12 protein-coding genes and 1 tRNA gene are annotated in these 14,520 nt (G+C 44.9%); 2 read left to right on the top strand and 11 right to left on the bottom strand.

Annotation, left to right across the window (positions count from 1 at the left end; translation table 11 throughout):
- Positions 1-38: 38 nt before the first annotated feature.
- A complete protein-coding gene (motX, locus tag CWO27_RS21970; RefSeq protein WP_048661600.1) occupies positions 39-674 on the bottom strand; it encodes a flagellar protein MotX in 636 nt (211 codons plus the stop codon).
- Positions 675-989: 315 nt separating this feature from the next.
- The gene (locus CWO27_RS21975) at positions 990-2,306 is read right to left on the bottom strand and encodes an adenylosuccinate synthase (protein WP_010434108.1); all 1,317 of its coding nucleotides are present in this window, start codon (positions 2,304-2,306) and stop codon (positions 990-992) included.
- 172 nt (positions 2,307-2,478) lie between these two features.
- Between CWO27_RS21975 and CWO27_RS21980 the strand changes: the two genes are divergently transcribed.
- Entirely contained in the window at positions 2,479-2,667 is a 189-nt protein-coding gene (locus tag CWO27_RS21980; protein WP_010434105.1) for a DUF2065 domain-containing protein, read from the top strand.
- Between the two features lie 158 nt (positions 2,668-2,825).
- Here CWO27_RS21980 and hflC read toward each other — a convergent pair whose 3' ends face one another.
- From hflC to tsaE, 8 genes are all read right to left on the bottom strand, one after another.
- Positions 2,826-3,803, bottom strand: coding sequence for a protease modulator HflC (gene hflC / locus CWO27_RS21985; RefSeq protein ID WP_102478974.1), 978 nt, complete (start codon positions 3,801-3,803; stop codon positions 2,826-2,828).
- A 2-nt stretch (positions 3,804-3,805) separates the two neighbouring features.
- Positions 3,806-5,008 carry an FtsH protease activity modulator HflK gene (gene hflK / locus CWO27_RS21990; protein ID WP_048661598.1) on the bottom strand — a complete coding sequence of 401 codons (1,203 nt, stop codon included), beginning with the start codon at positions 5,006-5,008 and terminating at the stop codon, positions 3,806-3,808.
- Between the two features lie 27 nt (positions 5,009-5,035).
- The gene (gene hflX, locus CWO27_RS21995; protein ID WP_017059928.1) at positions 5,036-6,343 is read right to left on the bottom strand and encodes a ribosome rescue GTPase HflX; all 1,308 of its coding nucleotides are present in this window, start codon (positions 6,341-6,343) and stop codon (positions 5,036-5,038) included.
- A 44-nt stretch (positions 6,344-6,387) separates the two neighbouring features.
- Positions 6,388-6,651: an RNA chaperone Hfq gene (gene hfq, locus CWO27_RS22000; RefSeq protein WP_017059927.1), complete on the bottom strand. Its 264-nt coding sequence runs from the start codon at positions 6,649-6,651 to the stop codon at positions 6,388-6,390.
- Between the two features lie 193 nt (positions 6,652-6,844).
- The gene (gene miaA, locus CWO27_RS22005; RefSeq protein WP_048661597.1) at positions 6,845-7,777 is read right to left on the bottom strand and encodes a tRNA (adenosine(37)-N6)-dimethylallyltransferase MiaA; all 933 of its coding nucleotides are present in this window, start codon (positions 7,775-7,777) and stop codon (positions 6,845-6,847) included.
- 97 nt (positions 7,778-7,874) lie between these two features.
- The gene (mutL, locus tag CWO27_RS22010) at positions 7,875-10,097 is read right to left on the bottom strand and encodes a DNA mismatch repair endonuclease MutL (RefSeq protein ID WP_107899499.1); all 2,223 of its coding nucleotides are present in this window, start codon (positions 10,095-10,097) and stop codon (positions 7,875-7,877) included.
- Positions 10,098-10,148: 51 nt separating this feature from the next.
- Positions 10,149-11,864 carry an N-acetylmuramoyl-L-alanine amidase gene (locus CWO27_RS22015; protein WP_102478976.1) on the bottom strand — a complete coding sequence of 572 codons (1,716 nt, stop codon included), beginning with the start codon at positions 11,862-11,864 and terminating at the stop codon, positions 10,149-10,151.
- Positions 11,858-12,322, bottom strand: coding sequence for a tRNA (adenosine(37)-N6)-threonylcarbamoyltransferase complex ATPase subunit type 1 TsaE (gene tsaE, locus CWO27_RS22020; protein ID WP_004735870.1), 465 nt, complete (start codon positions 12,320-12,322; stop codon positions 11,858-11,860). Before tsaE ends, CWO27_RS22015 begins: the two co-directional genes overlap by 7 nt.
- Positions 12,323-12,562: 240 nt before the next feature.
- On the opposite strand from tsaE, the gene queG reads away from it, so the two are divergent.
- Positions 12,563-13,723 carry a tRNA epoxyqueuosine(34) reductase QueG gene (gene queG, locus CWO27_RS22025; RefSeq protein ID WP_048661594.1) on the top strand — a complete coding sequence of 387 codons (1,161 nt, stop codon included), beginning with the start codon at positions 12,563-12,565 and terminating at the stop codon, positions 13,721-13,723.
- Between the two features lie 632 nt (positions 13,724-14,355).
- Here the strand turns inward: queG and CWO27_RS22030 are convergent.
- Positions 14,356-14,431 (bottom strand) — tRNA-Gly (locus CWO27_RS22030).
- Positions 14,432-14,520: the final 89 nt, after the last annotated feature.

Raw genomic sequence — 14,520 nt, forward strand, 5'->3', positions numbered from 1 at the left:
AATGAGTGCAGGGATCATTACAGTTTTTTTGCTCGGTATTACCAGAACACGTCTCGACGTTTTGCTCGAGCAATAATATTGTCTGGCATTCTCTGTTCCAGACCACTACGAAGCACAGTGATACGTCTGTGTTGTCTTTGGTCTGCCGTTACCGAGTTATACAACCAACGGTAAGCATCTTCATAATCCAATGGACTACCGTAGTCACGTAACAAGAGTTCAGCTAAGTGAATACTCGCACTTAGATTCCCCATCGAAGCCGCTTCACGTAGATACGGAATCGCACGCTCTTTGTCTTGTTGTACCAAAGTACCACGAGAGTAATAACGACCTAACTGCTCTAATGCAGCGGGTAAACCTTGATGTGCCGCGTTTTCCATATAGTAAAGGCCAAGCTCTACATCTTGTGGAACACACACACCCCAAGCCAACATATCGCCGTATAAAAACTCATAAGAAGGCAAGCTAATACGCGTTGCACGAGCAACGATATCTTCAACTAACTGGCACTTATCAGCTTTCACTCGCTCTAGATGTTGATTATTTTCGATTAAATTAATCAGTTCAGCTTCTGTATATATTGGAACGGGCTCTCCCACATCAGCCAAATTAGCATGACTCAAGGATGAGCTCAGCGCCATTATCAATGAAGCTGCTACAATTCGTAGCTTCATACCTGCACTCTATTATCTGTCGCTAAAGTTATCTATTGAGGGGTGCAGAGGATTTCTACACGCACAAAACAGGGTGAACTTCACTTTCCATGATATCTGTATCGGCAATAACCCTGATGGCTTTAGACAAAACTTGCCGCTAATGGGCAATATTTTGCCAGATGGCGTTCAAAAGATCACCAAAGACGGCTTCGTTTTCAAATTACAGGTACAAAAAAGCCGACTTAATAAAGTCGGCTTTTAGAAACGATTTAATTATCAAAGCACTTTAATTGTCAAAGCAATATTGATGCTGTGGTAATCACTCAGCGGGCATTACGCGCCGTATGGGTGAACCTTGATGATAGTTTCGTTACGATCTGGGCCAGTTGATACGATATCAATTGGAACGCCAGTTAGGTCTTCGATACGCTTAATGTAATCTAGAGCAGCTTGTGGAAGCGCGTCGATAGATTTAGCACCAAATGTGTTTTCAGACCAACCAGGCATGGTTTCGTAGATTGGCGTCGCTTCTTCAAATGACTCAGCAGCCATTGGAGAAACCTCTAGGATAGAACCATCTTTCATCTTGTAACCAGTACAGATTTTTAGTTCTTCTAGGCCATCTAAAACGTCTAGTTTAGTTAGACACATACCAGATAGAGAGTTGATTTGGATTGCACGACGCATAGCAACAGCATCGAACCAACCAGTACGACGTAGACGACCAGTTGTTGCGCCAAACTCGTGACCAACATCGCCTAGGTGCTTACCAACTGGGTCTTGCTTCTCAAGGCCATCGTATAGCTCAGTTGGGAATGGACCTGAACCAACACGAGTACAGTAAGCCTTAGTAATACCAAGGATGTAACCGATGTGACGAGGACCGAAACCAGAACCTGCAGCAACACCACCAGCAGTCGTGTTAGAAGACGTTACGTATGGGTAAGTACCGTGGTCGATATCTAGTAGCGTACCTTGAGCACCTTCGAACATGATCTTGTCGCCGCGCTTACGTGCTGCGTCTAGTTCGTCAGTTACGTCGATAACCATCGCAGTTAACATGTCTGCGTAGCTCATCGCTTGCTCAAGAACTTCTTCGTAGCTTACTGTTTCAGCTTTGTAGAAGTGCTCTAGTTGGAAGTTGTGGAATTCCATAACTTCTTTTAGCTTCTCAGCAAATGCTTCTTTATCGAAAAGGTCGCCAACGCGTAGACCGCGACGAGCAACTTTATCTTCGTAAGCTGGACCGATACCACGACCCGTTGTACCGATAGCTTTAGCGCCACGAGCGATTTCACGCGCGTTGTCGATTGCAATGTGGTACGGAAGAATTAGAGGACAAGCTTCAGAGATGAAAAGACGCTCACGTACTGGGATACCGCGATCTTCAAGAGGCTTCATTTCTTTTAGAAGTGCGTCAGGCGATAATACTACACCGTTACCAATAACACATTTAACGTTATTGCGTAGGATACCTGATGGAATTAAGTGAAGAACGGTTTTTTCACCGTCAATTACAAGTGTGTGACCTGCATTGTGACCGCCTTGGTAGCGAACCACGTATTTTGCATCTTCAGTTAAAAGGTCAACGATTTTACCTTTACCTTCATCACCCCATTGGGTGCCTAGAACGACTACGTTATTTCCCATCTTTCCAATTTCTGTTGCTAATTAAAAATGGATTCTAGCACTGAATCACACTTCTTGCAGTCACTTTTTGTCCATAAACGTTAACGCTGTACAAAAATAAACCAGTGATAACTGAGGGCGAATGTATGAAGATACTGATATCATTGCTTTTTTACAGACAAAAGGCAGAACCATGTCTCAATCAATTTGGCTCGCTATTGGGCTCGTACTTATTGTTGAAGGGCTCGGCCCCTTAATTGCACCCAATGGCTGGAGAAACATGGTCGCGCAACTGAGCGAACAACCAGACACACAACTGCGTCGCATTGGCGGCTGTCTTGTGGTGGCAGGAGCGGTTATCGCTTTCATGACCTACCGCTAGGTTTAGGTTTCTATAAGTAGAACGCTATTGAGCGCCTTCCCTCGCGCCCCCAATCGTAGACCTGAAAACAATAGAAAACAAAAAGGCTCCCATAATGGGAGCCTTTTAAGTTTTAACGCATTTTGCTTATTGAGCTAAGCATTCGCTAACGCATCAGCTTATTTCGCTGGAGCGCCGCTTGCTTGATTCATGTATTGGAAGAAGTCAGTCTTCGGATCCAGTACTAGAATGTCGCTCTTATCGCTAAATGATGTCTCATAAGCTTGCAATGAACGCATGAAGCCGTAGAACTCAGGATCTTTGCTGAACGCATCAGAGTAGATCTTCGCAGCTTCTGCATCAGCATCACCACGAGTGATTCGAGCTGTACGGTCAGCTTCAGCAAGAACTGTTGCCACTTCTAGCTCAGCTTGAGCACGGATAACTTCCGCTTTCTCACGACCTTGTGAACGGTGTCTACGAGCAACCGACTCACGTTCTGCACGCATACGGCGGTAGATAGATTCACTGATTTCATCAGGAAGGTTAATCTTCTTCATTCGGAAATCAACAACTTCAACACCTAAATCAGCCATCGCACTTTCTGCCGTTCCAGACAAAACGTTTTCCATGATCTTATCGCGTTCGCCATCAACTTCTAGAGCTTCTGCAGCCGCTACCGTTGTGACGACTTCGCTATCAGCAGAGTCTGGCAGGATGTCCTTATTACGAGGACCTGACACGATCTGCTTAATTTCACGAGAACCAATTTCAGAACGAAGAACATCTGTCACTTTACGCTCAAGAAGTGCTTCTGCCGTCATGATATTGCCGCCGCCAGTACTCAGATAAAAACGTCCAAAATCAGCAATACGCCATTTTGCGTAGGTATCAATTAGAACGTCTTTTTTCTCTGACGTTACGAAACGGTCAGAACGACCATCCATCGTTTGAATACGAGCATCAAGTACTTTTACGCGATCAAACAGTGGCAGCTTAAAGTGCAGGCCTGGTTCATAGATTCGTGATACGCCGTTGTCATCGAGAACTCGACCAAAACGAATTACCATGCCACGCTCGCCTTCTTGAATCACAAACAGTGACATCAATAGAAGGGCAATCGTCACAACTAATACAGGGATCATTAATTTACGCATTATTAGTATCTCCCTTGACGTGAACTGTCTGAACGAGTTTGAGTGCTAGACTTTGGATCCGCTTGTTTTTCTAATTCAATTTGATCGTAAGTTGATGGTGCTTTTGCAGGGCGAGTGCCCGACTGAGAACCACCTTGTGCGCCTAGCTTATCAATTGGTAGGTATAGCAAGTTACCGCTTGATTCAGAATCAATCAGGACTTTCGATGTGCTTGAGTACACTTTTTCCATTGTATCTAGATACATACGGTTACGTGTTACTTCAGGAGCTGCTTGGTATTCAGGTAGCAGTTTCTCGAACTGAGCTACTTGACCTAGAGCACCATTAACTGTGCGCTCTGAGTAACCCACCGCTTCTTTCTTCAAACGCTCAGCACGACCTGTTGCTTTTGGAAGAATATCATTTCGGTAAGCTTCAGCTTCACGTTCAAAACGCTCTTCATCCTCACGAGCCGCGATAGCATCATCAAATGCATCTTTCACTTGCTCAGGTGGACGTGCTGACTGGAAGTTCACGTCAACAATCAGAATACCCATGTCGTAGCTATCAATAATACGGTTCAACGTTTCTTGAGTGCTTTGACGAATCTGCTGACGACCACTTGTTAGGATACTATCCATTAGTGAGTCACCAATTACCGCACGAAGCGCAGAATCGGTTGCTTGGCGTAAACTGTCATCCGCATTAGTTACACGATACAAGTACTTGTATGGGTCAGAAACACGGTATTGAACACCCATTTCAACGGTCACAACGTTTTCGTCTTTAGTCAGCATGGTGCCTGACGCGCGTAGAGAACGAATCGCTTGAACGTTTACTAGCTGCTCATCTTTGATTTCATCGATGAAGCGTGGGTGCCAGTTAAGACCAGGTTCTTCGATACGGTCGAATTGACCCAGTCGAAGTACTACTGCTCTTTCTGCTTCGCCAACGGTGTAGAAACCAGCGAAGAACCAGATAGCAATCGCGATAACGGCAATGACACCAAAGCCAATTGCACCGCCACCACCGATAGATGGCCCGTTACCGTTGCCACCCTTTTTACCAAACTTGCCACCTAACTTTTGACTTAGTTTACTAAACACTTCGTCTAGATCTGGCGGTCCTTGATCTCGGCCGCCGCGATTATTTTTATTACCCCAAGGGTCATTATCGCGGCCGTTATTATCGCCGTTGTTATTATTTCCAGGCTCATTCCACGCCATTAGAAAGCTCCATCATTTGATATGACGTTATACTGTAGCAGTCTCTTTGGTAACGATAAAGTCACCTAAGAGCGCCCCTTCTCTTTTTTCAAGTTTAGACCAATCTATTTGTTGCATTCGGATATCTATCAACAAGTTACCATTTTCATCATACTCTTCTTGTTGAATACATTTCATCTCAAAGAATAAGCTGCGAATACGGCCCTGATGTTGATGTGGAATACACAACCGGAATTGAACCATCTGGCTAGCTAAACGCTCAGTTAAAGCTTCAAACAGCAGTTCAATACCTTCTCCTTCCATTGCAGAAACCCAAACAGCGCGAGGTGCGCCCTCTTCGTCTCTTTCAATTCGAGGTTTTTGGTCTTCCATGCAGTCAATTTTGTTCATGACTACAAGGGTTGGCACTTCATGAGCATCGATTTCTTCTAATACTTCATGAACAGCCTGAATGTTCTCACGAAAACGGTCATCACTGGCATCAACAACATGTAACAAAATGTCAGCTTCCTGCGTCTCTTGTAATGTTGCCTTGAACGCAGCGACCAAGTCGTGTGGTAGATGACGGATAAAACCTACGGTATCTGCGAGAATTGCAGGACCGACATCTGCCAAATCAATCTTACGTAGTGTTGGGTCTAAGGTTGCAAACAGTTGGTCTGCCGCATAAACACCCGCACTTGTGATGCGATTGAAAAGTGTTGATTTCCCTGCGTTGGTATAACCAACCAAAGAAATTGTTGGGATTTCAGCTCGATTACGAGCACGTCGTCCTTGTTCACGCTGCTTAGCGACTTTCGCTAAACGACGCAGTATTGCCTTTATACGGTCACGCAACAAACGTCGATCGGTTTCCAGTTGAGTTTCACCTGGACCACGAAGACCAATACCACCTTTCTGCCTTTCAAGGTGAGTCCAACCACGAATCAATCGGGTAGAGATATGACGAAGCTGAGCGAGCTCAACTTGTAGCTTACCTTCATGAGTTCGCGCACGTTGTGCAAAGATATCTAAGATCAAACCCGTGCGATCAATCACACGACATTTACACAATTGCTCGAGGTTTCGCTCTTGGGCAGGAGATAGGGAGTGGTTAAAAATCACAATTTCAGCACCGGTTAGCTGAACAGCTTGTGCGATTTCTAGGGCTTTACCTTCTCCAACGTAGTATTTAGGGAGTGGGGATTGTCGGCTACCAGTAATCACTTGTAACGTTTCTACCCCCGCTGAGGAGACCAGCATTTCACATTCACTTAGGTCTTCCCACTCTCCCTCTTGCGTGAAGTTGATATGAACAAGTACGGCTCGCTCGCCGGATTCATAACGGTCAAACAAGCAACCAACTCCTTATTACAGCGTAAGCTGTATCAATTGAACGATTAATCTTCAGTCTTCTCTGGACGATCAGATGGCGTGCGTTGCTCGCCGCTGTGGTGACTAACTGCACGTGCAGGTACCACAGTAGAAATCGCATGCTTGTAAACCATTTGGTTTACTGTGTTCTTCAATAAGATCACGAATTGATCGAAAGACTCGATCTGACCTTGCAGCTTAATGCCGTTGACAAGATAGATAGAGACTGGAATGCGCTCACGACGGAGTGCATTTAGGAATGGGTCTTGTAGCGATTGCCCCTTAGCCATTTTATTTTCCTTATTTGTATTTTGTTGTAATTATTTAGCTAGTGGTGCACAAAAAGGTGCGGCCTTTGCATCTGAGCTAAATGAATAAAAAAACTCCGTTGTTATTGAAAGGCTGTGATTTTTTAAAAGCCTCAATAACGGATCCTTTCCAGAGTATATTCACGCAAAAGCGATCACATTATACACAGCAATACTAATCAGATGCTATTGCATCTGAAAGAGTTTCTAACGCTTGATCAATGTTTTCGCTATCTAACCAAGTTAAATCATCCCAACTGCGCAACCAGGTGATTTGTCGCTTGGCCAACTGACGGGTTGCACAAACACCACGGAAAACCGCTTCGTCTAAATCACAATTACCGTCTAAATAATCCCACATCTGCCTATAACCAACGCATCGGATCGATGGCAGTTCAGGATGAAGATCTTCTCTGGCGTGCAACGCCTTCATTTCCTCTTCAAATCCTGCTTCTATCATCTTCTCGAAACGCAGCTCAATACGGCGATGGAGTTCTTTCCTTTCCTTGGGAGCTATTGCAAATTGTTTTACACGAAATGGCAGGCTATCGCCTTTCGTTTGAGTTAGCTCTGTTAATGTTTTACCCGAAATTCGGTAAACTTCCAATGCCCTTGAAAGCCTTTGTGGATCATTTGGGTGTATTCTTTCAGCGGATACGGGATCTATCTCTCTTAATTGATCGTGCAATGCCTGCCAACCTTGTTCGATAGATTCCGCTTCAATCTGCTTACGAATCTCTTGATCCGCTGCGGGTAATGGCGATAAACCTTCCAACAATGCTTTGTAGTAAAGCATTGTGCCACCAACAAGTAGCGGAATTTTGCCTTCCGCTACAATCTTATTCATTTCATTGATCGCATCACGACGAAAATCTGCCGCAGAATATGCTTCGCTTGGATCCAAAATATCAATCAAGCGATGAGGTGCAAGTGCAAGCTCTTGCGCATCCGGTTTAGCGGTGCCGATATCCATGTCTTTGTAGATAAGTGCCGAATCGACGCTGATGATCTCTACTGGGTATTTCTGACGTAAGCGGATAGCTAAATCTGTTTTTCCTGACGCCGTTGGGCCCATTAAAAACAACGCTAAAGGTAATTTTTCAGTCATGATATTTTGTATTTGCTTCTCTGTTTTAGCGCTTTTTAGCAAAGGGCTTTGTGTCGCGACGTATTCAGCTAAAAAGACAAATGTCGTCGCGAAAAAATTAAACCGTAAACGCGGCTATAGTCGCTGAAAAGTCGATAGGATTAACAAACTCAGGATCATCTAATGGAAGTAGACCATGCCAAAGTTGTTCAAGTTCCCCAACTAGTTGAACCGCTTCAGATAAAGTGTAGTCGCTTTTTACTTGTGCGGTTTGAATCCCGATCCAGTTAACCAATGATGGCAACAGGTCACTGGAAACATTAGCCGAGTGATTATCGACAATCTGAGCATTTAATGAAGCCGCGTAAGATAACAGATCTGGGATCAGAATTTGTAAGTTTTGCTGCCTTAAAGGAGAAGGTACGCCCATTACCATTACCGCCTCACTGTTTCGCGCCTTAAGCTCAATCCCCAGTAATGCCAGTGTTTGGCTCAACGCCTTCGCAACTTCGACAAGCTCACTGCCAAGCTTAATCGATAAGGGCACCAATAGTGGTTGGCTTTTTAACGCCCCCCCTCGAGTATCAAGCTGACCAACAACACGCAACAATTCAGCCTTAGCCAAAGAAACCAACACACTGCCGTTCTTATTACCCATCACCAGATACTGACGTTCCACAATCGAGACGGCTTTGCCCAAGTCCGTTACAGGTGCTCTTGGCTTCGAGTTAACGGGATTCTGTTGGGCAGGCTTAGCTTCTGTTGGCGCTGTTTGTGCCACCTGTTCTTGAGGAGGGGTGAGATCCACGGTGTGCTCATCAAAGTCTGGCGTTTTTAAAAGCTCTTTATAGGCCTTAACTTCGCGCTTTGAGGGTGCTGGCTCAGCATGATGTTGATGTGACTCTTTCTCTTTTTTAGGTTCAGGTCGAGACTCTATCCATTCTTGGCGAGGAGAACCGGTAAAACTGGTTTCGCGAGCCGACGAGCCTGTGCTAGCTGAACTCATCTTAGTTGACGAATCTAAGTTGGTTGAAGAGCTTCTGCTAGACGATGAACCTCGGTTTTCTGGTGAGCTATAGTGCTGACCGCCATCATTAACGCTGTGCTGAGAGTTATCATAAACCTGCTCAGATTCGGCTTTTCTTGGGTAGGCTGGCGTCTGCTCAATCGCATGTCGCACTCTTTCAGAAACCTGCGATTGTTCCGAATGAGCTGGGGCATCGCTTACTGAAGCGCTAAAACTCGTCGTCTCTTCCACTTCAGGCACCGAACTATTCTGTTGATAATTAGGGGCTTCTGATTGGTGGAAAGCGGATTGATTAATAGGCGCCGCATCGATCTGCTTGCTCTGTGCTAAACCGTCACTCAATGCTTGGTAAATAAAGTCATGCACAAGGCGCGCTTGATGGAAACGTACTTCATGCTTTGCAGGGTGAACATTCACATCGACTTGATGCGGGTCTAGCTCAATGAACAACACATAAGTTGCAAATTGGTCTGGGCGTAGGCTGGTCTCATAGCTTTGACGAATCGCATGATTGATCAGTTTGTCGCGCATCATACGACCGTTCACATAGCAGTATTGTAGATCGCTTTGTTGTCTTGCTCCTTCTGGCGTGGTGATCCAGCCATGAAGTTTTAGACCTTGATGTTCTAGCTCAATCTTAAGCATATGACGAACAAAAGGATTGCCACATACCGCTGCGATTCGCTTTTCTGCTTGAACTTGTGTTTTGGCAGCGCGGTACTGACGAATCATTTTACCGTTATGACGGAGGTTGATCGTCACATCAAAGCGACTCAATGCGATGCGTTTAAGCAGTTCATCAATATGCGTGAATTCGGTTTTCTCAGTACGCAAAAACTTGCGGCGTGCTGGCGTATTAAAGAACAGGTCCAACACCTCAACCGAAGTACCAATGGGATGCGCCGCAGGCTGCAGTTTCACCTGCATATCACGGCCTTCACTGTGTGCTGCCCAAGCTTGATCTTGAGTAGCAGGGCGTGAAGTCATGGTTAAGCGCGCAACTGAACTAATACTCGCCAGCGCTTCACCACGGAAACCGAGGCTGACGATCGCCTCAAGGTCATCAAGGGTATGGATCTTAGAGGTAGCATGACGGCTCAGCGCCAAGGCGAGCTCATCTTTAACGATGCCCTTGCCGTTGTCACGAACGCGAATCATCTTAGCGCCACCTTTCTCGATATCGATATCGATACGTGTGGCACCTGAATCCAAACTGTTCTCAACCAGCTCTTTTACAACAGAAGCTGGTCTTTCTACCACTTCACCCGCTGCGATTTGGTTAGCTAATCGAGCTGGCAGTATTTTGATCGTCATATTTATAGCTACCTTACTGCCATTGATGGAAACATGTCTGCGTTAAAAAGCTTACTTGTGCGGAATAATCAACACCTGCCCCACCGCTAGGCTGTCAGATCGTAGCTTATTCGCTTGGCGAATACTGTTAACACTCACGCCGTACTTAGAAGCAATCTTGCCGAGATAATCACCTCTTGCGACTTTATGTTTACGCAGAGGGACATCTTTCACTTCAACCGTAATACGTAGCTTCTGACCCACTCTAACGGTTTCAGACTTCAAGCGGTTCTCACGTTTGATATCTGCCACCCGTACTTTGTAACGGCTGGCTATCTTGCCTAGGTACTCTCCAGACTTAACCGTGTGAGTGATGGTCTTAGTTTTCACTGCGCTGCTTGATGATGAGCCTGAAGCACTGCTTGGGATCTTAAGCACTTGGCCGATCGCTAGGCTGCTCGATTTCAGATTGTTGAGTTTCATCAAGGTCTGCGTCGAGGTGCCATATTTACTCGCAATCACCGATAAAGACTCACCACGAGACACTTTATGTTGGCTCACGCTACCGGTTGATGACGTTGCGTTAGACAAGATAATCCCTTCTGGCGGGTTAGCCTTCAAATACTTAACGACCGCTTTGGTCACTGCTCGTGCCAATTTATCTTGGTGCGAACGTTGGAAGAGCAGTTTCTCTTCGGTCGGATTCGAAATAAAGCCCGTCTCGACCAAGACCGATGGTATCTGTGGTGAACGTAATACCGCCAAACTGGTATTGATTGGTTTACTGTTATGAAGCTTAGCAACCTTACCCATCTCAGACAGAATGGTTGTTGCAAGCTTATAGCCCTCTTTCTGTGAGTGGCTGAACTGCAAATCAAGCAGAGTTTGGTTTACGTTCTTATCATCAATATTGCCAGTGAAAGCCGCACCGCTACCACCGAGTAATTCAGACTGTTTCTCTTTGTTCTCGATCCAGCGCGAGATCTCCGTATTGGCGCGTCGAGTATTCAACACAAACACCGAACCACCTCTTGGTTGAGGGGTCGTAAAAGCATCCGCGTGAATAGAGATAAACAGATGAGCTTCGTTTTCACGAGCAATCGCGACACGTCGGTTAAGGTTTACAAAGTAGTCGGCGTTACGGGTCATACGAGTTTTAATCCCAGGAACCGCATTCAACTGTGCAGCAAGCTTACGAGAAATACTCAGAGTCGCATTCTTTTCATACTTACGACTTGGACCAATAGAGCCTGGATCCTCACCACCGTGACCAGGGTCAATCACGATCAGAATGTCTTTCTGACGTTTAACCTGATTAATATTTTTGCTCACCGTTGGTTTACTCGGCTTCGACGTCGCTTTACTTGCCGCACCATGAGGTAAGTCGATCACCAAACGGTGCCCATACTGACCACCCGGAGTCGGGCTCAGTTTGAACAACTCTGCTTTAGACGACTTCTTTAATTCAAAAACCAAGCGATAGGTGTTTTTGTCTGGCGGTGAACTCTTACGAATCTTAGATAGAACAGGGCTATCTTTCACCACGACCGGTAACTTAGTCGCAAGATTAGTGTTCTTTAAATCGACCACTAAACGACTCGGGCTACTCAGGGTGAAATAGCTAAAGTCCGCTTCTGATTTTAAGTCGATCACCACACGAGTTTCTTCTGGAGAAGGCCAAACCCTTAAACTTTTCAGTGAGTTTGCAGAAACAAGTGAAGAAAACAGTATAGAAAAAACAGCAGCCATTATGGCCACTGCTGAAATAAGGCGTTTAGAAATCAACATAACTCCAACTGACTAAGTAAGCGCTGTCCGTATTCACTATTAGCGGTTAAAGAAACAATACGGTGATCGTCTTGGTAACGAATATCAATATCCAAATCGGCTTCTGGTAGCATCCCATAACCTTTCTCAGGCCATTCAACCAAACAGATAGCATCCGGAGTAAAGTAGTCACGAATTCCCATGAACTCTAACTCTTCAGGATCGGCTAGGCGATAAAGGTCAAAGTGGTACACCTGCCAATCGGCAAGTTGATAAGGTTCGACTAGAGTATACGTTGGGCTCTTTACATTTCCTTGATGGCCAAGTGCTTTTACAAAGCCACGACTGAAGGTCGTTTTACCTGCGCCAAGATCACCATGCAGATAAATCGTCGTCTGCTGTGAGCAAAGATTAGAAAGCTCCGTTCCTAATTGAATCGTTGCTTGTTCATCTTTCAAAGTAAATTGTTTCGTGCTCATGAATACGTTCTCTAAAAATCGATCGTTGACTATATAAAAATCAAAAGAACAAGAATAGTAAACCGTGATGCTTTTGGGAGACAAGCACTCAAGTGTAAGTTCTATGAAAAATACTGCGCAAAACGCGTCTGTTCTGGTCAACACCACTAAGATCCGTTAAGATCCGCCCCCATTTTTGCCGAACCTAATTTTAATTAGCCTTATCTCTAATTGTAAAACAGAGAAAATAAGAATTAAGCCATGAATCTAGACCATCTTGCTGAAAAAATTAAAATCTGGGGAAAAGAGCTAGGCTTTCAAAAAGTTGGCATCTGCGATATTGATTTAAGTGAACACGAAGCCCCCCTTCAAGCATGGCTAGATGCGGGTCACCACGGCGAAATGGATTGGATGGCTCGGCATGGGATGATGCGTGCACGCCCTGATGAACTTCACCCTGGTACAATTCGAGTGATCAGCGCTCGAATGAACTACCTACCACCGGAAGCTCAGTTTGCCTCTAACCTAAGCGATACTACTCAAGGCTACATCAGCCGCTATTCTTTAGGCCGCGACTATCACAAATTGTTCCGTAACCAGTTGAAAAAGCTGGGACAAAGAATTGAAAAAGAGGTCGAAGGTTTAGACTCACGACCTTTCGTTGATTCAGCGCCTATTTTGGAAAGACCGCTCGCTCAAAAAGCAGGGTTGGGTTGGACAGGTAAACACTCATTAATTCTTGATAAAGACGCTGGCTCTTGGTTCTTTCTCGGGGAGCTGTTAGTTAACATCCCTCTTCCAACGGATGAACCCAGTGTCGATGAGTGCGGCAAATGCACCGCATGTATCACTTCTTGCCCAACGGGTGCCATTATTGATGATGGCGTGGTGGATGCGCGCAAATGTATATCGTACTTAACCATTGAATATGATGGTGTGATCCCGGAAGAGTTTAGAGACGCCATTGGTAACCGTATCTACGGTTGTGATGATTGTCAGTTAGTTTGCCCATGGAACCGTCATGCCGAACTCACAGAACAAACCGACTTTCACCGAAGAGAAGACTTCCAAGAGGCTGACCTGGTTGCACTTTCAAGTTGGGACGAAGCGACCTTCCTAAAGAAAATGGAAGGCTCCGCAATAAGACGTATCGGCCACACCCAGTGGTTGCGCAATATCTTTGTTGCGATGGGCAATGCGCCATTTCAACAACGCATTGTTGAAACCCTGGAGTCCCATCAAGGCAAAAACGAAATGCTAGATGTCCATATTGAGTGGGCTTTGAATAAACAACTACAACAGTTACCTAACGCTAGCGGCGTGCAACAAGATAACTGTGTGCAAAAAAGTAACAGCAAAATCTCCACCAAAAAGCACAGACTGATACGTATTGTTGAGAAAGGACTACCAAGAGACGCTTAACGCTTTATATACCAATGTATGGCAGGCGAGCCCCCACTAACAGTCCAACATTTAAGACAACTCGTTGCACATAATTTTAGAACAATGTTTGACCTTGTTCTCAATTCTAGCAATGTGGAAAAAATTCAGAACTCTCGTAAACTTCCGACACCCGCGCAAAGTTAAACACAGTACCGATAAATGATTAAGATCAAAAAACAACAAGTTAACGATCTTTTATCAAATCCAAGATAATCATCCAACTTGATAAAAAACAATAAGTTACGATCGCCACAGTTCATCTAATATATTGAAAACAAGAAAGATCTTTTAGGGATAGGTAGAGAATTAAGCCTGAAATAACTTTATCAACCAAGTTATCCACACCTAACATTTTGTGGATAAGTCTGTTTATAGATGTGAAAAACCTCAAGTGTCTGCTTCAGAGACCTGATGTTTACTAGCATTCCAGTTGCTAAGAAAAATTTAAGACAAAAAAATATCCACCATGATGGAGGATTATTTGCTTTTTGGGGGGATTATGCTTCGCAGCATTAAAGAAAGAGCGTGACCTTTAAGGTCGCCTTTAAACTCTGTGATCTAAAGAAAAACACGGTGGTTTAAAGAGTCTTAGTAGCTTTTTAGAAGAAAGCTGGAGCGATACATCGGGTTCGAACCGATGACCTCAACCTTGGCAAGGTTGCGCTCTACCAACTGAGCTAGTATCGCATTAGTTATTCGCTGCTCATACTGCCTTGGGCAACAGATAGCGCTTAACTGTAATGTGGTTGCGGGAGCCGGATTTGAACCGACGACCT

This window comes from Vibrio sp. 10N.286.51.C3 (assembly GCF_003050065.1).
Classification (GTDB): domain Bacteria; phylum Pseudomonadota; class Gammaproteobacteria; order Enterobacterales; family Vibrionaceae; genus Vibrio; species Vibrio crassostreae.